The organism is Enterococcus sp. C76 (assembly GCF_040886985.1).
Taxonomy (GTDB): domain Bacteria; phylum Bacillota; class Bacilli; order Lactobacillales; family Enterococcaceae; genus Enterococcus_B; species Enterococcus_B lactis.
The window spans coordinates 19,810-42,836 of the sequence record NZ_JBFOEY010000002.1; the positions used below are offsets into that span (position 1 = coordinate 19,810).

A 23,027-nucleotide genomic window follows, 5' to 3' on the forward strand; every position below is an offset into this window, starting at 1 on the left:
AATGAACACGGTTACAGTAATTGGAAGTATTAATATGGACACTACCCTTCGTTTAACCAAAATGCCAAAACCAGGAGAAACGATGCATGCACATGAGATTTTTCACGCTGGCGGAGGCAAAGGCGCCAACCAAGCAGTGGCAGCCAAACGTTCAGGCGCACGAACATCTTTTATTGGAGGTGTTGGAACTGACAGTGAAGGACAGCAATTGTTGGATCTACTGACGAAAGAAAACATCGATACATCTGGAATTGCTGAAATTGAGGGCGCCGCAACCGGGCAAGCAATGATTATGGTGGATGCCGCAGGAGAAAACAGTATCTTGATTCATGCAGGCGCAAATAATGCTTTCCATGAACAAGAAGTTCGAAAGAACAAAGAATTGATTACAAACAGTGACTTTATTATTGCTCAATTCGAAAGTAGTTTAGATGCGACGATCCTAGCTTTTTCTATTGCAAAAGACGCAGGAAAAACAACGATCCTGAATCCTGCACCAGCTAGAGAAACCATTCCTACTGAACTACTCGAAAAGACAGATATCATTATACCAAATGAGACAGAAACAGAAATTATTACAGGAATCAGAGTTACAGACCATGACAGTTTGGTCGCAGCAGCTGAAAAAATGCATGAATTAGGCATTGGAACAGTAATCATTACATTGGGCAGTGCCGGTGCTTTCTACCACACAGAAAAAGAACACGGCATCGTCCCTGCTTTTAAAGTAGATGCTGTCGATACGACAGCCGCAGGTGATACATTTATTGGGGCATTGAGCAGCACACTTCAGCCAGACCTTGGTAACTTGAAAGAAGCGATTCTTTATGGAAATCTAGCCTCTTCTATTGCCGTACAGTCTTATGGTGCGCAACCTTCTATCCCTTACCGTGAAGCTTTAGAACAATCAGCAGTCATAAATTAACAACGAGAGGAAGAAACAAACATGAAAAAAGGAAAAGTCATCAATTCAGATATTTCGCGAGTAATCGCACAAATGGGACACTTTGACAAATTAAGTATCGGGGACGCAGGCATGCCTGTTCCCTTTGGTACTGAAAAAATAGATTTAGCTGTTTCAAACGGACTTCCAAGCTTTTTATCTGTTTTAGAAAACGTTTTAGAAGAACTTGAAGTACAATCCATTGAATTGGCAGAAGAAATAAAGACAATGAATCCGGAAATATTGGAAAAAATCAAATTACTGTTACCAGATACACCGATTAGCTTTATCCCACATGAAGAAATGAAAAAAGATTTGAATAACTGCCATGCATTTATTCGTACAGGCGAGATGACACCTTATGCCAATATTATCTTAGTGAGTGGAGTGGTCTTCTAATGGAAACGACAATGAATCCTGAACAGATGGTACTGTCCGAACAGATTCATCTGCTGATTGATCAGTTAGGGGGAAAAGACAATATTGATTCTGTCCTCCCATGTGCGACTCGGCTTCGTATCAAATTACAAAAACAGCCAGCAGCAAATGTAGAAAAATTAAAGCAGCAAATCCCTTCCATCAAATATTTCATTTTACTCGATAGATATGCAGAAGTAATTATGGATCAGGGTTTGGCTCCTGCTTATAAGGAATTGACACGTCAAATTGATCATACAGCTCCGAAAGAAAAGCTAAATCCGATCGAAAAACTATTTGGTTTGATATCGGAAATCTTTACGCCAATCATTCCCCTATTTGCCGGTTCTGGTATATTAAAAGGTCTGGTTGTTTTAGCGACTACGATTGGCTGGCTTAGTGAAACGAGCGGGACTTATCATATTTTGTCTGCTGCGTCGAATGCTGTCTTTTATTTTCTGCCTATCTTTCTCGCTTTTTCTGCCGCCAAAACGTTTAAAGTGAATGGATATATCGCGGCTGTCATTGCTGCAGCGCTGATTGAGCCAAATTTGACCTCTTTACTTTCAGATAGTGGTAAAGCAGCTACTGATTTTCTGGGGATTCCTGTAGTGCTGATGCAGTACACGTCTACTGTCATGCCGGCGATTTTAGGTATTTTCTTTTATTCTTTTGTCGAAAGATTCCTTAAAAAATATATTCGTGAAAACATGCAATTAGTATTTGTACCTTTACTTTCATTAGTCATCACGGTTCCTTTGACATTAATGGTCTTCGGACCTGCCGGTGTTTATCTTGGTGAAGGTTTAGCTGCAGCAATTACTTGGATGATGGATATTAACGGACCGATCAGTGGAGCAATCATCGCTGGAGGCTGGAACATTTTGGTGATATTTGGTATCCAATGGGCTGTAAATCCTGTCATGATCAGCAATATCTCAGCTTATGGGTTCGACCGTATCGTTCCGTTGACAGGAGCAGCTAATTTTGGAATGGCTGGTGCAGCTTTAGGGGTATTCCTCCGAAGTAAACGTTCAAAAACACGTTCGATTTCTGGTTCTGCTTTCGCTTCGATTTTACTTGCGGGAGTGACCGAGCCTACTGTTTACGGAATCGCGATTCCATTGAAAAAACCATTTGTTGCTGCTTGCATCGGTGCAGCTGCTGGTGGAGCTGTCATGGGATTTGCTCAAGTGAAAGCGATCGCTTTTGTATTTGGTAGTCTGACCACATTGCCAGCCTTTATTTCCGGTACTTTTTTCTGGTACTTAGCAGGATTGGCTGTTAGTCTAGTCGTAGCAATGATCACCACCCTTGTTAGCGGGTTTGATGAGGACCTAATGTCGTACGAATAATGAACGAAAAAAGGCTGAAGTATGAGATGCTTATCACATATTTCAGTTTTTTTCTTTTTTAGGATCGTTATTTTTATAAATTTTTTGTGATGCTCTCCAATCTTTGGTATAATTTACATATGCATGACCATTTTTATCCCCACTTGTTTATCCCCAAACAAAGATGGTTTATGCAATAAAATGAACATCAAACCACAACGAATGACTGCTCGTTGCTTTTTTACAACTTGTTTTATTTAGAATACACAAGCAGATTCATGGAAAGAAAAAGCTTTTCGACACGATTATCTGTTCAATCGAATAACTTATGAATGCTGAATAAAACAGAAAATCAATGAAAGGAAAAGGACTAGTTTATTATGAAAAACAAAAAAACGATGCGTTTGCTAGCTGCTACTTGGCTGATTGCTCCTACTGTTTTGTCGACTAATGCCGTATTTGCTGTAGATAATCAAACAACCGATCAAACAGTCTCAACAGGTACGTCTACTTCCAGCTCATCTACTAGCGAAACTACGGATTCTTCTACAGAAGGCACAACCGGAACAACTGACTCATCAACAGAATCGTCCGAACCAACTGATCCGGCTGATCCATCAGAAAATGAAAAACCAGCCGAGACATATACCCTTACGATTGCTCCTTCTTTGATAGGGAAGATCCAACTAACTGCTTCGTCAGAAGATACCGCTGAACAGCAACCTTTGAATATCACAGAAAGCGGAACGGTAGAAGGTTTATCAGCAGGAATGAAGGTGACTTACACTATTACGCCAGCTGAAGGTGAACAAATTGCTTCAGTCGCTGTGAATGGTGCTAAAGAAGTGAACTATGAGGCAAAGACTTTTACAGTAGGTACGAACAATTTATCTATTACTGCAGAATTTGAACCTGTACCGGATACTTCAACAGAGGAACCAACTGATCCTAGTGAAGAAGTCCCTAGTACACCAGATCCGGAAACGCCAAATAAACCAGATGAGGGTAATAACAACAATAGCAACAATAATAATGGTTCAAATAATTCAAATAATAATAACAATAATTCGAACAGCGGGAATTCTTCGAATCAAACAAACCCATCTGGATCGAATAACAATGGAAATACTCAGAGAGAACCAAATCATCCAAACAATGGTTCATCGAATGGCGGAACGAACAATGCTTCGTCTCGTCCAAATACAGCAAATCAAAGCGGTATAGAGAATCCATCCTCTGCTTCTTCTGATTTTGTTGTAAAATCACCAATTGATGCTGTATTGCCTACAAATGCAACAAATGTCCAACAAGCAATCGTTCGAGAAGCATTCAAGCATCTTGGAAAACCATACGTATGGGGAGCAAAAGGTCCAAATACTTTTGACTGTTCTGGTTTGACTTATTACGTATATATGAAAGCAACCGGTCATTATATCGGTGGCTGGACAGGCGAACAGCAATATGCAGGTACGCAGATTCCAGTAAGTCAGGCCCAACCTGGCGATCTCGTCTTCTGGGGACCTTCTTCCGGTGTTACTCACCATGTAGGTATCTATATTGGGAACGGACAATTTATCCATGCGCCCCAACCAGGAGATAAAGTTCGAGTAACTTCTATTTCAGATTTCACGCCTGATTTTGCTGTCCGAGTAAACTTAGCAGGTTTACCTGCTGCTTCAGGTTCGCTGACAGGCGGCTCATCTATTTTAGATGGATTAGATGGCTCGTTCCATTTCAGTCAAAACCAAACAACTGATCAGTTCCTGAAAAAGATTGCAGATGATGCACAGGAAATCGGCCAAAAAGAAGGAATCTACGCATCAGTCATGATGGCTCAAGCTATCCTTGAAAGTGGATCTGGAAACAGCTTATTATCAAGCGAACCAAATCATAACCTTTTTGGTATCAAAGGATCGTATAAAGGAAGCAGCGTGACCTTCAATACACTTGAACAAGATAGTTCGGGACAAAGCTACCAAATCCGCGCCCAATTCCGTAAGTATCCTTCTTACAAGGAAAGTTTGGAAGACTATGCCGACTTGATCAAAAATGGACTGACTGGCAATCCTGACTTCTACAAACCAACTTGGAAGTCGGAAACAAAAGACTACAAAGAAGCAACCAAATATTTGGAAGGACGTTATGCTACAGATCGCCAATATTCACAAAAATTGAACGCGATCATCGAAGCGTATGACCTGACAAAATATGATGAACCGAAAAAAGAAGCAGCAACAACTGAAGAAGCAAGCACTGAAATCCTCCATATGTCTAAGCGATTCGATGTGCCAATCAAATGGACAACAGATGGCGTGCCAATCACAGGATTAGAATTTTCAACGATAAAACGCGTCAACAATGCTTCTTCCATCTTCCGTGTCGCTTCAATCTGGGATTTGTGGAACACGTTCACGGCAAGACAGATACCAGAAACAACTACTCGTACAGTTAAAGCTGCAACTGTTCCTGTACTAACTTTGTTAAGTTTAGACAAATCATTCTGGCTTGATCTGCCTTTAAAGAAATAGAATAAATAAAAAAGGGCGTGTGACAGTGTCACATTCCCTTTTTTAATTTATTCTATTTCTTTATATTTATTTATTTTGTATTCCGTTACAAATTCGCGTACTTGGTTAGGTTCCAGAGTGACATCTCCAAAACTTTCAAGTCGCTCTGCTCCTGGTAGTTCTTGAGTCTCAAATGTGATACCGCCATGATTTACTAATTTTTTTCCACGCATTTCTGGCCCATCTTCTCCAAAATTTGCGGTAAAAATCACAATTCCTGAAGCATCCGTTTTTACTTGGATTGATACTTTTTCATCAGGGCTCGTCAATTCCGCTGCATTTAGCAGATCAGCCTGTTTTTTTAATAAAAATGGATGATCGATACCGCCTACCATCGTTGATTGGCGAAAATCACTGGCGAATACCTCACCTAATTTTTTAGGATGTTGAAAGTCAAATGCTGTACCGCTTACTGAAACCACTTCTCCTGTAGGCGTCGTATCTTTATTGAGCGTAGCAAATAATCGGCTGTTCAACCAAAGCGTATGTTCGTCGATTGGCTGTGTTGGATCACCAGTTAAATTGAAATAAACATGATTCGTCGGATTGAATACTGTTTTCTGGTCACTGATCCCTTGGACTGTCACTCGCCATGTATCATCATTCGTCAGTGTATACCGTACTTCTACGTCTAAAGTGCCAGGAAATCCATTTTCCATGTCTGGACTAGTCTGATAGAAAATGACTGAGGCTTCGTTCTCACCATTAATAACTGTATAATGCCACTGCTTGGCTTCAAAGCTAGGTGCACCGCCATGTAAACAATGGCCAGTATCTGGATCTGTTTTTACTTTGAATGTTTCATCATCTAATTTGAATGTGCCATCCGTGATCCGTCCAGCCATACGTCCGATTGAAGCTCCGATATAAGGATCTTTTTCCAGATATTCTTTTGCTTCATCAAAGCCTAGAACCAACTCTCGTTTTTCATTATCGATCATTGTTTGAAAATGGACGACTCGTGCACCTAGATCACTGACAGACAAAGATGTCCCATTTTGATTCGTGATCGTGATCAAGTGATAGTTTCCGCCAAAATTTTGTTCATTGATTTCCATGTTCCTTGCACCCTCTTTTCTTTCATTTATACTGATTCCAGTATACATGGAAACCGTTTTCTTAACAGCTTATTCCGTGAGTAACGAGAAAAAATTTACTATATTCTAATAAAAGATCACGAAAGAGGGACTGTAACAAAAACTTGTCACAGTCCCTCTTTCTGAACAAACGGTGTTCCAGAAGTAGCTTCTTCGGAGATAAGCCGAAATTTCTTGAAGCTGATCACTTCTGTCACAACCTCTTTTTCAATACGATTCCAGTATACAACCATGTCGTCAGTACATAGTAGATGAAATACAATACGAAGAAGATCGTAAATGGCACCCAAATATCTTTATATGGATTTTGCATGAATAGACCAAACATTTGTAATCCGAATAAGACATGGACTACCCCTAAGATTCCTGGTGCTAAGAATAACACACCTACTTCTCTACGGATCGATTGTTTAAGCAATCCGCGTCGTGTTCCTATCTTTTCAAGCATTTCATAACGAGCGATGTCACTCTTGCTTCCTGACAAGATCTTGAACATCAAACAGCTAGCAAGCATAGTCAAGAAAGCTAAACCTAAGAAGAATCCCATAAATTCAAAACCAGAGAATAGACTATTATATCCTTCATACATTTCATACTTCTGGTTACTGTACTCTACTTTTTGCAAAGATGGATTGTTCGTTTTATTTTGTGTAGCAAGTGCTTTGATTGGTTCCAAGTTTGCTTGGAAGTCTTTGACCTGAACTAGCTGTAAAGTGGATTGTGGCAAACTCAGTTGATCAAATTCCGATTGACTGACTACCTTGATTTCTTTTTCTTGCTGTTCAGGCAATTCATAGCCACGAAGCTCATCTTGTACAGTCAGTTCATTCATTTTTTCAGCAGGAACTTTTTCTTTCGTGATTTTCGGCGGTGTCCCATCTTCATGTTTTATCATGACCAATGGTTGAGCCGCAAATTCACTTGCATTATAGTAAATCGTTCCCGCATCTTCTTTTTGAGTATAAGAAGCAGAAAGTGTTGGTGATAGTTCTTTGATTTTTTGCTGATCTTCTGCCCGAGGATTATTCATCACTAGGTCATAACCAGCAGCATTTTCCGTCATTTCCGAAATTTCATTTCTAAATCCTAGACCTACTGTCAAAGCACCAAGGGCCAAGGCAAACAGCATAGCAACCATGGAGAGCATTTGTGTATATTCACGAATACGAAAACTTAACTGTGACAATGTGAAATTGTTCAATTTTTTCAATGAAATCTGTTCTGATTTCTTTAGTAATGATAAGAAGAAAATGATCACAGAGTGGAAAATGAAATAAGTTCCTAATACGATCGTGACTAGAGCTACTCCCATACCAAAAACTTGATAGGTCCCCACATGTTTCATCATATAATAACCGCAGCCTAGAAAAGCAATCCCTAGTACTACTTCAAGGAAGAACAAGAATTTATGCTGCTTGATTCTTGTTGGTGTCTGATCCGCACGAATCAATGCTAAAATCGGTTTTTTGACAATCGAAAAAGCATTGACAATAGCTGCTAATAAAAACAAAATAGCAAAAAACAAAACGGTGATCAACAACCCATGAATGCTAAAAGGTGTAAAATGCGAAATATTGATATCTAACTGATCCACTAATAATCGGTGGACGATACTTGTCAATCCTACACCGACAGCTGAACCTACTAAAGTAGCCACGATCCCTACTACGAATGTTTCAGAAAAAATCATCTGTGCGATTTTTCTGCCTTTTGCTCCTAGCATCATAAACATGGCATAGTCTTTTTGTCGCATCGTCATCAAAAAGGAATTCGCGTATAAAATATAAACGAATGTGATGATCCCTAGTAAAACAGAACCTAGTCGGAAAATGATAACTGTAGCAGCAACGACCGTATTGCTTTTCAAAAAGGCTTCGTTGCTCGCCATTGATTCAAACATGTAAAAAATAGCAGATGCCATAACTAATCCTGAGAATAATACCAAGTAATCTCTTAAACGGCTCTTGATCCCAGTAAGTGATAATTTCCAAAGCATAGTCAATCTCCCCCTACTGTTCCAAGTTTCCAAGAATAGATAGTATTTCCCGATAGAAGGAATCCCGGCTTTGATCTCCACGTTTCACTTCTTGATGGATACCGCCATCCTTGATAAATAAAATACGTTGGCAATAACTTGCAGAAAACGGATCATGTGTCACTAGAAGAATCGATACATGATCTTTTGTATTCAATTCGTCCATCGTATCTAAAAGATCACGGGCACTTTTAGAATCCAGCGCACCTGTAGGCTCATCCCCTAATAAAATCGTTGGTTGTGTGATCAACGCACGTGCGGCAGCGACTCGTTGTTTTTGTCCACCGGAAATCTCAGAAGGATAGCTTTCCAAAATATGAGCAATCGATAAACGTTCTGCAATTTTTTGGACACGTTGCTTGATTTCTTTTGGTCTGACACCTTGTAAAGAAAGAGGAACAGCGATATTTTCTTGTGCTGTCAAACTTTCTAATAAATTGAAATCTTGGAAAATAAAGCCGATTTCATTCGCACGAAAATCTGCTAGTTGATTTCCTTTTAATGTCGTCACATCTTTTTGATTGATTCGGATATGTCCATCTGTTGGTTTGTCTAATGTGGATAAAATATTCAAAAGCGTTGATTTACCTGAACCGGAAGCACCCATGATGCCAATAAATTCACCTTTTTCTACATCGAAGCTGATGCCGCTTAATGCTTGCGTCTTTTTCTCATTGTTTTTCCCGTATACTTTTGTTACATTCTGTACTTCGACTATTTTGTTCATTTCTTTCCCTACCCTTTAATTAGTTTTTCTAGTGCTGTTTTCGGCACATCTTTTTTTTCGACTTCTTCATATGAAGTGACACCTTTCTTTTTGTTCCAGGTGATTTTCAAATATGCTCCTTTACGAAGCGGTCGAGTCAATTGCCCATTGAAATCTAGTTCTTTTTCCTTACCCTCTTTCGTATAACCAGGCAGGATATATCTATAGTTGACTGTTTCTTGTCCAGAGTCTGCTTTGGATACTGTTTTTGCACCATCTGTCGTAATCTGTACATAGTATTCTTCTCCGCCCATCACTACGTAATCTGCGATTTTCACCCCTGCAAGTGCCACAACGATGAAAACAAGTAGTCCGATCAGAAGTTTTTTCACTTTTTCCCCTTCTCTCTTACTTTATATATTGATTATAGAAAAAAACGAACAATTATGCCTTCGAATCATCTATCATTCTTCTTTCAATTTTGTCATTTTCATTGAACAACTAAAAAAGAGTTTAAGACAATCGTCCTAAACTCCTTCTTCCTATCTTACAAAAACTATATCACTTACGGTCTTTCATATCGCCTGTATTGATAACGGGTTGCGTTCCTTTGTCTGTAATGATTGAGACAAGTAAATTATTGATTAATTGGACTTTTCGATCATCGGTGAAATTGATTTCTTGTCCTTCTTCGATTTGTTCCAAAGCCATTTGAGTGATCGTGACAGCTCCTTCAACAATGGTTTGTCGAGCAGACAAAATAGCTCTTGCTTGTTGACGTTGCAGCATGGCACTGGCGATTTCTGTTGCATAGGCTAAATGATTCAATCGTGTTTCGATTACTTCGACACCTGCTACTGCTAAACGCTCTTGCAACTCCTTTTTCAACTCGTCAGACACTGCCGTAGTGTTTCCTCGAAGCGTCAAATCATCATCATTGAAGGTATCATACGGATATTGGCTAGCGATATGCCGGATGGCTGTCTCACTTTGGATTTCTACAAAATCTTGATAATACGCTACATCGAATAATGCCTTTGCTGTATCAATGACTTTAAACACGACTACCGCTGAGATTTCGATGGGATTTCCGTCTAAATCATTGACTTTTAAAACAGAACTGTTGAAATTCCGAACTTTCAACGAAACAGTCATTTTTTGTGCCAAAGGAATCGTAAGGAAAAAGCCATTTTCCCGGATCGTACCTAAATATTGTCCAAAAAACAAAATCACTTTTGCTTGATTAGGGCTGACTACAGTTGCCGAACTTAGCAACAGTAACGCGATCAGCCAAAGAAAAATACTTAAAAATAGTGCCCAAACTTTCGCTTGCCACATGCCTAAATAGAAGAAAAATAAACCAACTAAAGCTAATACGACCAAACCGACGATTCCTGCATAACCATTGATATAAATTGCTCTTTTTTCTCTCATTCTACTTTCTGCGCTCCTTTATCCTTCAATAAATATAGTGTTGCTTTTTAACCCTTTTTTCGAATTCGCGCCATTGCACCTTCTAGTTCCAAATCTTTGTCTTCAGTGATGTACCAACCGCTTGCTTGTGTTCCTCCGGCTGCTTGCGGCAAATAATCCAATCTTGTTCGAACCCAGTGTTTTTCTTCTGTAAAATAGTCTTCTACCAAGATTTCTAGATCCATTCCTGCTGAAAGAGGCAAGTCTTCCCGAACAGATTTAAAGATAAATCGTTCCTTCTCCCCATCATACTTCAATATTCCTGTATCGATAATCGGTAAAGAATAATAGTCCAGTTCTTTCTTCACCGTCAATAAATGTTTGAAAACTTCATGGTACACTTGCTCTAATTGACGACCTTCTGAATTGTTCGGATAGTTGACCATCACTTTTTCTTTATCTGGATCATAAAAGGTTTGACTTAGTTGAGTGATATAAGTATGTAATCTTTCCATTTCTGTTTTTAACTTTTCTCTTTGACCTTCTTCTGCCTTCATATACTTTTTCACCCTGTTTTCTTTATAGATATGTTCTTACTTATTTTACTATAGTTATGTGTGTTAAGCGATGAAAAACAGCAAAGATCCTTCCGATCTTTGCTGTTTTTTCTTAAACTATCCAGTTGTTTGCTAGATCAATCTGTTTCATCGTCTTCTTGATCTGTCGTGATATTGATCGAAGTGTCTTTGGCAGTGATCTTCAGCCGTTTCTGTCCTTGCTCTAACAACGTATTTGTTATTGGCTGGTAGTCTTTTTCAATATGAGATTCACCAGATGTTTGGAGAGTATAGCCACTGTTTTCCATCTCATGCAAAGATAAATTACTATTGTTTAGAGTGACGTTTCCTTCTTTGCTGACCAAACTGTCTTCTAGATGTAAATTACTGTTTTCTCCTATGACGGTCAAGTTATCCACCTTGACTTCATCTAAACGAAGAGAACCTAATTCATCTTTCGCCGTTATTGTTCCTCCCGTAAATTCATTGAATGATACCCAACCATCGTGTGTCATAGTATTTACTTTTTTGATCGATACTTCGTTGATGTCGATTGCACTATTATTCCCTTCGATCGTCAATTCAGATAATTCCTGATCTGCAGGGACAACAATAGTGATTTGTGCACTGGTGTCTTCCAAACTAATAATCGCACCTTCTGATTTTTTGACTGCATTCACGGTCAATACACCATTTTTCTCCTTTATTTCTGGCTTTTCTGTCTTATCGTAGGTCGTTTTTATCTCAAAATCCAACCCGCGTATGACTGACACTGTTTGATGTTCTGCATGGATGACGATTTTGTTTGCCTCTTTGATTTTTTTCGTCTCCGTCACCATATCGATCAATCGAGGGCCATCATCCCAAGTCAGACTCTTTTGAGCGCCTAATGTATAAGTTGCACCTGCTAGGAGTCCGCCAGTAACCATCAGGATAATACCGGTAATCAAAAAATGTTTCAATCTCATTTATCTGTCCTCCTTCAAGCGCCCGCTGAATGCAGATCTCTTTTTGTAATAAAACGCCGTCCCATCCATTTAACAAAGTTCATCATGACATAAAAAAGCCATTTTGTTCCTTTCAGCAACAGTGGCGAAATAAATACTGCGCTTCCCGTGGCGAACAGACCAACACCGATAAAGAATAACCCACTCAGAATCGATTGACCAAACACACTGATTCCTGAGATGATCATGAATAAGCCAATACCTAAGATACTGATACATAGAACATAGATACTAAAAATGAGCGCCAGCAAAGCAATCAATAGTCCCCCAATAACCAATATAAACCCTAATGCTAGTGGAATGAGGACAGGAGAAGCAAATAAACCGATAATGATTAACCAAATCAGACGCATTTGTCTTTTTGGACTCCTCACTAACTCGTCTTCTGCTTGTTCTTCTTCTGAAAAGTAACTGATTTTTAATTTTAAAGCAAACTGCTTTGGTGTACCATATTCATCAATGACCTGATCTAATGTTTTTCCGGAATCTAAAAAATATTCCTCATAATATTGGATCAAATCAAAACGATCGTCTTCAGGAATTTCTTGAAGATGATCCACAACTTCATTCAAATAATCATTCATTTGTGCTCTCCTCCAATAACCGGTCTAAAGAATCTCGAAAAACAATCCATTCATCAATAATTTCTTCTAAATGACGACTTCCTATTGGTGTCAACGAGTAATATCGACGGTTCCTACCTTCAAAAGGTTCATCATAGGTCTCAAGATACCCTTCTTTTTTCAATCTTCTCAAAACCGGATAAAGTGTAGATTCACTGACTGAGAGACTTTCTTGTACGATTTTTGTTAAGGCATAACCATACATATCTTCTTTGCTTAATGCTGCTAACACAGTGCCATCAAGAAGAACAGTTGGAATCTGGATGTGCATTACGTCACCTTCTATTCTCAAGTGTAATATTTTATTACAATCTATATTATACATCATATAATATAGTTTCAAAATCAGTTTGTCAAATACAAAAAAACTGACTAAAAGGTTTGATCCCTTTTAGTCAGCAAAAAATGGCTTCTCTTTGATTATTATTATAACAGTAGCATGATCCAATTCGTCCACATCCAACTTAGTGGCATGATAACGATCATCGCTGGTATCATGTCAGCTACTGGGAACATTTTCACGTTGATCATTCTAAAACCGGTAGCAACCATCAAGAATCCACCGCAAGCTTTAAAGTCTAAGATCATATCTGGTGTAGTCAATGGATAAATAAATTTTGCCAATAAGAACAAGATATAAAAAATAATGAATTGGGGAATCGCTACTACGGAAACGACATATCCTAAATTACATGCAAAAATTGCTGCTGTGAAAAAATCAAGGACAGATTTAGAAATCAAAATCGTACTATCTCCAGTCATCCCAGAATCTAAGCTTCCATAAATTCCCGTACCACTTGCACAAAATAAAACAATGACCGTCACTAATGTGCTGATAAATTCATCGTGGGTCATACCAAGCTTTTCACTAGGAAAGATTTTAGAAATAGGCACTTGCATCAACGCAGCGCCCTTGTTAATCCCATTACCTAAATGAACAATCAGTCCAATCGCTGTTCCTATCACCAAAGCAAAAATAACAGCTGGCATATTTTTCATTGGCGCAATGGAATAGATACCCATCCCCATTGAACACACACCAAAAACCATCGTCAGCTGCGCTTTAAAGTGTTCGCTTAATTTATTTCCTACTAATCCGCCAATTAGTCCGCCAAGCAAAACGGAACCTACATTGATCAAAACTCCAGTTGGCATCAAAAAAACTCCTCTCTTTCTCTATAAAGCGAAAATTATTACAGAAAATTTTCTGCAATCACTGCTTTCACTGCAAGAAAGATTGTACCAGACAGAGTAGGTTACACCAATTCATTTTTTGTGTTAAAGTATTCTTTATTGGAATAAGTAGGAGGAATATGATGGATATCCATAAATTTGAAGTTTTTCTTGATTTAGCCGAAACGATGAATTTTACCAAAACTGCTGAACGACAATTCACCACCCAAGGAAACATTTCTAAACAGATTCTTTCGTTAGAAACAGAATTAGACGTCAAATTATTCGAACGTGCCCATAGAAAAATCGAGTTGACCGAAGCTGGAAGCTTATTGCTCCCTTATGTAAAAAATGTCGTAGAACAATACCATGCCATGCAAGAAGTGCTTGAAACCTATACGCAAGAAAACAATCTTTCATTAAATATCTTAACGATACCAACCATGATCAATTACCAAGGCTTTTCCAAGATTACCGAATTTTTGAAACGTCATCCTGAATTTACGGTCCAGTTGAAAGAAGTGGAAAGTATCGAACTGACTTACGACGATACAAATGAACATAGTGATACGATCCACTTTGCCAGAAGCTTCCAGGCCCCACCAAGTTCGATTGAGTGGCTACCTACTGAAACAGACGATTTTGTAGCAGTTCTGCCTAAAACCCATCCTTTAGCTGCTAAAAAGAAATTGGATCTAAGTGAACTGAAAAAGGAGAATTTTTTGGTTCTTGGCCCTACTACGAACTTGTATCAACCTGTGCTGGACTTGTGTCGCGAAGCTGGATTTGAACCGAGAATCTCTTATAAAGGATCTAGGACCGACTTGATCATCAATATGATTGCAAATGACATGGGGATTGCTATTGTTATGGAAAAAACAGTCAAAAATCTGTTAAAAGAAAATACTGTGATCCTCCCCATCTCTCCAACAAAAGAAAGTTATCTCGCATTTACGCGTAAAATCGGTGAACATTCTTTGGCTTCAGACACATTTTGGGAGTATTTGAAACAAGAAGAGAACTAGGCCCTTCATTTTCTGTCTATCAATCCATCCAAAAAAGAGAGCGACTCATGACTTTCGCTCTCTTTCTTGCATCATATCCTTGTTTCAATGACACATCTATCATTTCTCGTAGTTCAATAAGAAAGCAGCGATTTTATGTCGAAAGAACCGTAAGAACATTTCCCTAATCACAAAAAAACGACTCCCCCCCTAAAAACCTTCAATCGAATTTTTAGGGGGTTTTATTCTTTTTCCTATTGTTTACTTAACCGTATCATTGCTGTCGTTCCTACTCCTTCGATACTGCTATAATCAATACGACCATCATGCAGTTCTAGAATTTTTTTGACCAGTGAAAGTCCTAGCCCATTCCCAGAAATTTGACGGCTTGTATCTCCTTGATAAAATTTTTCAAACATTCGATCTCTGGTCTCTTCATTCATTCCTACACCTGAATCGGTCACTTCCAGTACAATCTCTGTGGCTGTCTCAAATAGTTTGATATGAATCTGTCCATTGACTTGATTGTACTTTATGGCGTTATCCATAATATTCAACCACACTTGGTACAAAAACTCTTCATTGCCTGTGTAATTTACTGCAGCCAGTTCGATATCCAATTCTAGCTGTTCTTTCTCCCATTTAGGCTGCAAAAAAACGATTACTTCTCGAATTTGTTCATCTAATCGGTACTCTTTTTTTTCCAGTTGGATACGCTGGTTTTCCAGTTTGTTCAATTTTAAGATATTCTCTGTTAATTGTGAAAGTTGCGTGATACTTTCGATAATCCGATATAAAAATATTTGGCGTTCTTCGTCAGAGAGATTTGGGGCTTGTAACAATTGTACATATCCTTGGATCGTTGCTAATGGTGTTTTGAATTCATGGGATACACTGGACACAAAATCATTCCTCAATGTTTCGATACTATTGAGTTCTTGGACCATAACATTGAAATCTTTATACAGTTGCTGTACTTCTGCTACTTTCTGCTGCTCATCCATTCGAATCGAAAAATCTCCCGTTGCTACCAGACTCATATTTGTCCCTAGTGCACTGATTGGATGCAGAATACGCCGCCCAACAAAAATCGATATTCCTGTACCCACGATCATACTGAACCCTGCAAAGACGAATAACGGGTATAGCGTTGGTTTTCCAGCCGATTCAGCAGGTGAGATAGAATGCCGAGACAATAAGAAAATAAAACCGAGAAAACACAGCAGTGTCACTAAGATCGAAATGAAGACAATACTGGCAAAATAGATCCATAATTGTGAAAATAGCTTTTTTTTCATCTTTAAATAACCGCCTTATAGCCTAGTCCCCGTACTGTCATGATTTGAAAATCTTCCGTCTTTTCAAAACGGCTCCTTAAACGTTTGATATGTACATCAATCGTTCGTTCTTCTGTATTCGTATCTAATCCCCAAATGTCATCCATCAACTGTTGGCGAGTGAAGATCTTGTTGGGATAAGACAGTAATTTATACAGAAGCAGAAATTCTTTTTGAGGCAGAATCAACGAATGCTGATCTTGTAACACTGTATAAGTATCCAGCTCTAATTTTGTTTGTCCAATCATCAAGCTATTGCTGTAATTGATTTTTGAACGTCGAAGCAATGCTTCCACACGTAGGATCATCTCATTGACATCGATGGGTTTTGTCATATAATCATCTGCTCCTAGTTTGAACCCGCGTTTCTTATCCTCAAAATCGGCCTTTGCCGTAATCATCAGAACAGGTGTGTCAAATCTGGTGCTACGTAATGAGTCTAGCAAGTCATAGCCATCCATTTTCGGCATCATGATATCTGTAATGATCAATTCTATACGTGTCGCTTCTAGTTTTTTCAGCGCATCCTCTCCATTCAATGCAGTGATGACTGAAAAGCCCGCTCGTTCCAACACAGAACGGTAAAGCAACTGTAATTGCGGATCATCTTCTACTATTAAAATACGATTCATTGTTCTCCCTCTGTTTTTTGAAAAATTTCTAGATTTTTTCTTGCAGTTCATCTTCAGTTAACATTTATTTTGTATACTACGATCATTGTTCTGATATACTTATTAGTATACCGAATATTTCAATACGGGAGAAGGGTGATTATGCTTCAATTAAAAGATATAAAAAAATATTATAAAGTCGGCGAAACCACCACTAAAGCATTGGATGGTGTATCTGTCGCTTTCAGACAAAAAGAATTCGTAGCGATTTTAGGTCCTAGCGGTTCTGGTAAAACGACTATGCTGAATGTGATTGGTGGACTAGATAATTATGATTCCGGTGATATGGTGATCAACGGAAAGTCTACTAAAGACTTCAAAGACAACGACTGGGATGCCTACCGAAACAATTCTATCGGGTTCATTTTCCAAAGTTATAACTTGATTGGTCATTTAGGCATTATTGAAAATGTTGAACTTGGGATGACATTAAGTGGTGTTTCTAAAGACGAAAAACGAAAACGGGCAGAAGATGCCTTGCATCGGGTCGGCTTGACAGATCATATGCACAAAAAGCCAAATCAGCTATCTGGTGGACAAATGCAGCGGGTAGCAATCGCTCGAGCGCTAGCCAATGATCCAGATATCCTTTTGTGTGATGAGCCAACCGGAGCTTTAGATACAGAAACAAGTATCCAGATCATGGAACTGATCCAAGAGTTATCGAAAGAAAAATTAGTGATCATGGTCACACATAATCCTGAACTGGCCAATCAATATGCAGACCGGATCATTGAATTTTCTGATGGTAAGATCTTAACGGATTCCCATCCTCACATCGAACGACCAAAAGATGATCAATTTAACCTACGCAGAACGAAGATGAGTTTTTGGACAGCGTTGAAGCTTTCTTTCAACAATATCCGAACAAAAAAAGGACGTACTTTCTTGACTTCTTTTGCTTCCAGTATCGGGATCATCGGAATCGCGATCGTCCTTTCCCTTTCTTCTGGTTTCCAAAAGCAAATCGATAACACGCAAGCTGAAACGATGGCGAAATTTCCGATCACTATTTCTAAGGTAACGACTAACCAGACCCGTGACGATGCTGGATTAGGTGCAAGCAAAGCAGAGTATCCAGACAGCAAAACGATCACAGCAAAAGTTAGCGAAGAAGACAAAGCACAGCATACGAATAAAATCGATCAAACCTACGTCGATTATGTAACAGGCATCGATCCTAATTTAAGTAATAATATTGGGTTTACTCGTACAACAGGAATCAATCTTTTACGTGATGTAAATGGCAAAGTACAGCCTGTCAGCTTCTCGAATCAAAACCCTGATGCGGAATCTCTTTCCTTGTCTAGTACGATGTCAGCAATGACAGGTGTGGGAGTGTCAAGTTTCCCTACACAGCTTGACACTAGCAAAGAAAACTTTTTAAAAGACAATTATTCTTTACTTGCCGGAAGTTATCCAGCCTCAGCAACAGATGTCGTGCTGATCGTAGACGGCAACAATAATACTAATATCAATGCATTGAAAAATCTTGGATTTGATGTGAAGGAAGACGAAAAACTTGATTTCGATGATATCGTCGGTACAACATTCAAGTTAGTAAACAACAATACTTACTATACAAAACTTCCAACTGGGAATTTCATTCCTAATACAGATTATGATTCGATGTATCAGAATTCTTCAGATGAATTGAAGATTTCAGGAATCCTACGCGTGAAGTCTTCTTCTACAATGAATCTCTTATCGCCAGGAATCGCTTATAGTGATCAATTAACGACTCAAATCGTCAATGAGAACAAAGAATCAGAAATCGTCAAAGCCCAAAAAGACAGTGATGTAAATGTCTTAACTACTGAAAAAGTTGACGAAAATGCCAAACAAACATTGCTTAGTTATTTAGGCGGAGACAGCTTGCCTTCAAGTATCATGATTTATCCGAACAATTTTGAAGACAAAGAAAAAATCTTGGATTATTTAGATGATTACAATAAAGGCAAATCAGATGAAGATAAAATCATTTATACTGATTTAGCTGGAACGATGACTGAACTGACTGGCGGATTGATGGATGCTATCACTTATGTCCTCATTGCTTTTGCAGGGATCTCTTTAGTAACAAGTATGATCATGATCAGTATCATTACTTATACATCTGTGATTGAACGGACAAAAGAAATCGGTGTACTAAAAGCTTTAGGTGCACGGAAAAAAGACATCACTCGCGTATTTGACGCAGAAACGTGTATTTTAGGTATTTCTTCTGGGATACTAGGTGTGTTTATTGCCTGGCTAGCTACATTCCCTATCAATAGCATCTTGTACAACATGACGGATCTAAAAAATGTTGCGCAACTAAATCCTGTCCATGCAGTCATTCTAGTGATCGTCTCTACTATATTGACGATGCTTGGCGGTCATCTTCCTGCACGAATGGCAGCGAAAAAAGACGCCGCTATCGCTTTGCGTGCAGAATAAAGCTATTCGTTTTTTCCAATTACTACAAAGGGTTGTGACAAAATTCTTGTCACAACCCATTTTTTTGAATAAACAGCTTTTCATAACCTCTCGATAAACGGCGTTCTCCTTCCAACTCCTCGGTCACAACCTCTGATTCACGGTATTCCTGAAGTAACTTCTTCGGAAATAAGCCGAAATGTCACAAAAATTTGAGAAGCAAATTTCGTACATTCCTTCTTATTTCTTGAAGCTGACCACTTCTGTCACAATCTCTTGCCTATTATAATTCTGGAATATGGTTTTCCCCCTCGAGCCACAGTTCTTTCGGTGTATATTTGTCTTTTCCATTTATGAATACTGTTCCATCTGCTTCAATCGTTACTTCAGTCCCAATCCACATATTAGTAGAAAGAGCGAGAAGATTTTTTCTTTTTCCTCTTCCTTTTTTTCCAAATTGCAAGGCATCGGTTATCTCTTCTGTCCAATGAGATTTCACGTATTTTACTTCCCCGTTTTCAAATGTAACTTTCAAAATATTCGCTATATTTTCTACTTTTACTGCTTTAGGAAATGACTCCTCCATTTTTTTCACTTTCCTTCCATTAGCATTTAGTATGCGCTTTCTTATTGTTGTAAGTATATCATAATTTATTCTATTATCAAAAAACCGTATCCATTCCATTAAGGAATATTTTATCAAACAAGTTGAATTGTTTTCCTCCTTTGTACCTTTTACTATAGATAGGTAAAGACAACTAAGGAGGAATTTTTCATGACAGATCAACCGTATGATTTAAGAAAAGTCATCGAAGAACTAAAAACACTTCCAGGTCAATATCACGAAACAGATATTGAAATCGATCCTGAAGCAGAATTATCTGGTGTTTACCGTTATATCGGTGCTGGCGGTACAGTAAAACGTCCGACTCAAGAAGGACCAGCTATGACTTTCAACAATATCAAAGGTTTCCCCGGCACACGTGTGAACATCGGGACAATGGCTAGTCGTAAACGTGTAGGTGAAATTTTGCACCATGATTATCGAACACTTGGCCGTTTCTTGAAAGACGCTGTAGAAAATCCAATCAAACCTGTGAAAGTAGACAAAGCAGACGCTCCAGCACAAGAAGTCGTTCATCTAGCTACCGATGCAGACTTCGATATTCGCAACATTTTGCCTGCACCTACAAATACTCCTGAAGATGCAGGTCCATACATCACGATGGGTGTAGTCTTAGGATCAGATCCAGAAAAAACAATGAGCGATGTAACGATCCATCGTATGGTCCTAGAAGACAAAGATACGATCGGTATGTACATCATGCCTGGTGGGCGCCACATTGGTCACTTCCAAAAACAATTTGAAGCATTGAATAAACCAATGCCTATCACTATCAATATTGGTTTAGATCCAGCAATTGCCATTGGTACGACTTTCGAACCACCTACCACTCCACTTGGCTACAACGAACTATGGTGTGCAGGAGCTTTGCGTAACGAACCTATTCAAATCGTTGATGGTGTAGCAGTCGATGAAGTGGGTATTGCTCGTGCTGAATTCATCATTGAAGCAGAAATCATGCCAAATGAAACAATGCAAGAAGATATCAACACGAACTCAGGGAAAGCAATGCCAGAATTTCCTGGTTATACTGGGGATGCTAATCCAGCTGTACAAGTAGTAAAAGTCAAAGCAGTTACTCATCGAAAAGACAATCCAATCATGCAAACAACAATTGGTCCAAGTGAAGAACACGTATCTATGGCCGGTATTCCTACAGAAGCAAGTATTCTTGCCTTGGTTGATAAAGCTATTCCAGGAAAAGTAGTAAATGTCTACAATCCTCCTGCAGGTGGCGGTAAATTGATGACCATCATGCAGATTCGTAAAGAAAACGAAGCGGATGAAGGTATTCAACGCCAAGCAGCTATTCTTGCCTTATCAGCCTTCAAAGAATTGAAGACAGTCATTTTAGTCGATGAAGATGTTGATATTTTCGACATGAACGATGTAGTTTGGACTTTCAACACTCGTTTCCAAGGAGATAAAGACATTATTGTGCTCCCAGGAATGAGAAACCATCCATTGGACCCATCAGAATTACCAGAATATAATCCTGGCTCTATTCGTTTCCGTGGGATGAGTGCAAAAACTATCTTTGACGGTACAGTTCCTTTCGATATGAAAGAACATTTTGTACGTGCAAAATTCCAAGAAGTAGAAGATTGGGAAAAATATTTGAAATAATGAATGATCTGCAACTGTTTTGACATCATAAAAAGGAGTGCGGAAAATGGAACAATTGGCACAACGGAAGAAAAAAATCGTGATTGGTGTAAGTGGCGCTTCGGGCACCATTTATGCCATCAACCTAGTGAAGAAACTAAAAGAATATCCGATGGTAGAAACACACGGAATCATCAGTCCATGGGCAAAACAGAACTTAAAGCTGGAATCCGACTTATCCCTAAATGAATTCGAAAGCCTGTTTGATTACCATTATTCAAACAAAGATCTAGGTGCTGCTGTCGCCAGCGGATCATTTTTGACCGATGGAATGATCATCGTACCGGCAAGTATGAAAACAGTCGCAGGTATCTCTGTTGGTTTAGGCGACAACCTGATTGCACGTGCTGCTGATGTAACAATGAAGGAGCAACGAAAGTTAGTCATTGTCCCTCGTGAAACGCCATTAAATGCCATTCACTTGGAAAACTTGACTAAATTAGCACGACTAGGTGTGCAAATCATACCACCGATCCCTGCTTTTTATAATCAGCCTCAAACGATCCAAGATCTTGTTGATCACCATACAATGAAACTTTTGGATCAATTTGGGATTGTAAATGAACATTCAAAACGTTGGCAAGGTGATTAATATGGAAAAAGAAACGATAGTTGAAGTAACAAAACTAGGTTTCACGATCCAAGCCGCTGTTAAAGTAATCGGTAAAGACTTATTGATTACTTTAACAGGCGGAGATACACCACATATCGGAACAGTCACTACATTTTCTCGTGATACAGAGATCCAAACTGTACGTTTCCCTAGCCACGATGGTCGTTTCCACAAAGACGATGTCTTAGCCGAAAAAATAGCTGTGGTCATCAAAAATGCCGTTCCAGGAAGCTGTACGATCACTTCCGGTATCCATGTTGACCATATCTCCAATGCACAAATCAACGCTTCTTTTCCGATGTCAGAAGAGTTAGGTTACAAGATTTTAGATTGGTTGGAAAAAACAGATTTCCATATCAAAGAACCCGTTTATTATAAAGATGGTGAAAAACCATTATGAAAGAAGAGGTTGTGACACATCTTTTGTCATAACCTCTTGTTTTTATTTTTGCTTCACTGTAACTGCTACGATATCACCAATATCTTTTCCGATGTTTTTACGAATATCTTTTCGTAGTCCAAGGATATAGCAGACCGAACCATCTAAATTTTTCACGCCCATATTCACGATACTGCCTTCGTACGGCACATTATCAAAAGTTGCTTGGACTTTCACTCTTCCAGCACCGAATTCTTCTCTTATATCATATGGAAAAACAATATATGCGCCACCCTTGCCGACTTCGGAAGCATAGATTTTTGATTCAAAAGAATAAGTTTTCCTCATTTTATTCCTCCTATTTTTTACATCTAGTATAGCATAGCAAAAAAAGAAGGAACTATGACAAAAGTCTTGTCGCAGTTCCCTTTTTTTGAATAAAC

General features: G+C 38.8%; 23 protein-coding genes. 9 read left to right on the forward strand and 14 right to left on the reverse strand.

Annotated features, from left to right (window positions below):
* Window position 1 precedes the first annotated feature (1 nt).
* The 4 genes from rbsK to AB3I00_RS02605 all read left to right on the forward strand — a co-directional run bounded on the left by rbsK (window position 2) and on the right by AB3I00_RS02605 (window position 5,222).
* Complete coding sequence (rbsK, locus tag AB3I00_RS02590; protein ID WP_002315922.1) at window positions 2–925, forward strand: ribokinase; 924 nt, start codon at window positions 2–4, stop codon at window positions 923–925.
* 21 nt (window positions 926–946) lie between these two features.
* Window positions 947–1,342 (forward strand): D-ribose pyranase, encoded by a 396-nt coding sequence (gene rbsD, locus AB3I00_RS02595; RefSeq protein WP_002293242.1) that lies wholly within the window; start codon window positions 947–949, stop codon window positions 1,340–1,342.
* Entirely contained in the window at window positions 1,342–2,715 is a 1,374-nt protein-coding gene (locus AB3I00_RS02600; RefSeq protein ID WP_002341010.1) for a PTS transporter subunit EIIC, read from the forward strand. Before rbsD ends, AB3I00_RS02600 begins: the two co-directional genes overlap by 1 nt.
* Window positions 2,716–3,074: 359 nt before the next feature.
* On the forward strand, window positions 3,075–5,222 hold the full coding sequence (locus AB3I00_RS02605) for a glucosaminidase domain-containing protein (protein ID WP_368024731.1): 2,148 nt from the start codon (window positions 3,075–3,077) through the stop codon (window positions 5,220–5,222).
* Window positions 5,223–5,269: 47 nt separating this feature from the next.
* Here the strand turns inward: AB3I00_RS02605 and AB3I00_RS02610 are convergent, their stop codons facing one another.
* From AB3I00_RS02610 to AB3I00_RS02655, 10 genes are all read right to left on the reverse strand, one after another.
* Complete coding sequence (locus tag AB3I00_RS02610) at window positions 5,270–6,319, reverse strand: aldose epimerase family protein (RefSeq protein WP_368024732.1); 1,050 nt, start codon at window positions 6,317–6,319, stop codon at window positions 5,270–5,272.
* 232 nt (window positions 6,320–6,551) lie between these two features.
* A complete protein-coding gene (locus AB3I00_RS02615; protein WP_368024733.1) occupies window positions 6,552–8,354 on the reverse strand; it encodes an FtsX-like permease family protein in 1,803 nt (600 codons plus the stop codon).
* A gap of 13 nt (window positions 8,355–8,367) precedes the next feature.
* Entirely contained in the window at window positions 8,368–9,120 is a 753-nt protein-coding gene (locus AB3I00_RS02620; RefSeq protein ID WP_002312797.1) for an ABC transporter ATP-binding protein, read from the reverse strand.
* Window positions 9,121–9,128: 8 nt separating this feature from the next.
* Window positions 9,129–9,491, reverse strand: a complete 363-nt coding sequence (locus AB3I00_RS02625) for a YxeA family protein (protein WP_002310770.1) — start codon at window positions 9,489–9,491, stop codon at window positions 9,129–9,131.
* A gap of 169 nt (window positions 9,492–9,660) precedes the next feature.
* On the reverse strand, window positions 9,661–10,533 hold the full coding sequence (locus AB3I00_RS02630; RefSeq protein WP_002293231.1) for an SPFH domain-containing protein: 873 nt from the start codon (window positions 10,531–10,533) through the stop codon (window positions 9,661–9,663).
* A gap of 47 nt (window positions 10,534–10,580) precedes the next feature.
* Window positions 10,581–11,069: a DUF5348 domain-containing protein gene (locus AB3I00_RS02635; protein ID WP_070770635.1), complete on the reverse strand. Its 489-nt coding sequence runs from the start codon at window positions 11,067–11,069 to the stop codon at window positions 10,581–10,583.
* 137 nt (window positions 11,070–11,206) lie between these two features.
* Window positions 11,207–12,037: a DUF4097 family beta strand repeat-containing protein gene (locus AB3I00_RS02640; protein WP_024635436.1), complete on the reverse strand. Its 831-nt coding sequence runs from the start codon at window positions 12,035–12,037 to the stop codon at window positions 11,207–11,209.
* Window positions 12,038–12,051: 14 nt separating this feature from the next.
* A complete protein-coding gene (locus AB3I00_RS02645) occupies window positions 12,052–12,660 on the reverse strand; it encodes a DUF1700 domain-containing protein (protein WP_002293226.1) in 609 nt (202 codons plus the stop codon).
* Entirely contained in the window at window positions 12,653–12,970 is a 318-nt protein-coding gene (locus AB3I00_RS02650) for a PadR family transcriptional regulator (RefSeq protein ID WP_002293224.1), read from the reverse strand. The genes AB3I00_RS02645 and AB3I00_RS02650 overlap by 8 nt, the downstream gene beginning before the upstream one ends.
* 155 nt (window positions 12,971–13,125) lie before the next feature.
* Window positions 13,126–13,854 (reverse strand): DUF554 domain-containing protein, encoded by a 729-nt coding sequence (locus tag AB3I00_RS02655; RefSeq protein WP_368024734.1) that lies wholly within the window; start codon window positions 13,852–13,854, stop codon window positions 13,126–13,128.
* A 161-nt stretch (window positions 13,855–14,015) separates the two neighbouring features.
* On the opposite strand from AB3I00_RS02655, the gene AB3I00_RS02660 reads away from it, so the two are divergent.
* Complete coding sequence (locus tag AB3I00_RS02660) at window positions 14,016–14,897, forward strand: LysR family transcriptional regulator (RefSeq protein WP_002293221.1); 882 nt, start codon at window positions 14,016–14,018, stop codon at window positions 14,895–14,897.
* Window positions 14,898–15,130: 233 nt separating this feature from the next.
* Here AB3I00_RS02660 and AB3I00_RS02665 read toward each other — a convergent pair whose 3' ends face one another.
* Complete coding sequence (locus tag AB3I00_RS02665) at window positions 15,131–16,174, reverse strand: HAMP domain-containing sensor histidine kinase (RefSeq protein WP_025477355.1); 1,044 nt, start codon at window positions 16,172–16,174, stop codon at window positions 15,131–15,133.
* A gap of 2 nt (window positions 16,175–16,176) precedes the next feature.
* On the reverse strand, window positions 16,177–16,845 hold the full coding sequence (locus AB3I00_RS02670) for a response regulator transcription factor (RefSeq protein ID WP_368024735.1): 669 nt from the start codon (window positions 16,843–16,845) through the stop codon (window positions 16,177–16,179).
* Window positions 16,846–16,986: 141 nt separating this feature from the next.
* Between AB3I00_RS02670 and AB3I00_RS02675 the strand changes: the two genes are divergently transcribed.
* A complete protein-coding gene (locus tag AB3I00_RS02675; RefSeq protein ID WP_368024736.1) occupies window positions 16,987–19,323 on the forward strand; it encodes an ATP-binding cassette domain-containing protein in 2,337 nt (778 codons plus the stop codon).
* A 262-nt stretch (window positions 19,324–19,585) separates the two neighbouring features.
* Here the strand turns inward: AB3I00_RS02675 and AB3I00_RS02680 are convergent, their stop codons facing one another.
* Window positions 19,586–19,897, reverse strand: a complete 312-nt coding sequence (locus AB3I00_RS02680) for a hypothetical protein (protein ID WP_181046583.1) — start codon at window positions 19,895–19,897, stop codon at window positions 19,586–19,588.
* A gap of 180 nt (window positions 19,898–20,077) precedes the next feature.
* Here AB3I00_RS02680 and AB3I00_RS02685 point away from each other — a divergent pair, with 180 nt between their 5' ends.
* Genes AB3I00_RS02685 through AB3I00_RS02695 form a run of 3 tightly spaced genes read left to right on the forward strand, consistent with a single transcriptional unit; the run spans window position 20,078 to window position 22,605 of the window.
* The gene (locus AB3I00_RS02685) at window positions 20,078–21,553 is read left to right on the forward strand and encodes a UbiD family decarboxylase (protein ID WP_002329604.1); all 1,476 of its coding nucleotides are present in this window, start codon (window positions 20,078–20,080) and stop codon (window positions 21,551–21,553) included.
* 46 nt (window positions 21,554–21,599) lie between these two features.
* Entirely contained in the window at window positions 21,600–22,184 is a 585-nt protein-coding gene (locus AB3I00_RS02690) for a UbiX family flavin prenyltransferase (protein ID WP_002293209.1), read from the forward strand.
* 1 nt (window position 22,185) lies between these two features.
* Window positions 22,186–22,605, forward strand: a complete 420-nt coding sequence (locus AB3I00_RS02695) for a hypothetical protein (protein ID WP_002315934.1) — start codon at window positions 22,186–22,188, stop codon at window positions 22,603–22,605.
* A gap of 42 nt (window positions 22,606–22,647) precedes the next feature.
* Here the strand turns inward: AB3I00_RS02695 and AB3I00_RS02700 are convergent, their stop codons facing one another.
* A complete protein-coding gene (locus AB3I00_RS02700) occupies window positions 22,648–22,932 on the reverse strand; it encodes a DUF1905 domain-containing protein (protein ID WP_002329606.1) in 285 nt (94 codons plus the stop codon).
* Window positions 22,933–23,027 lie beyond the last annotated feature (95 nt).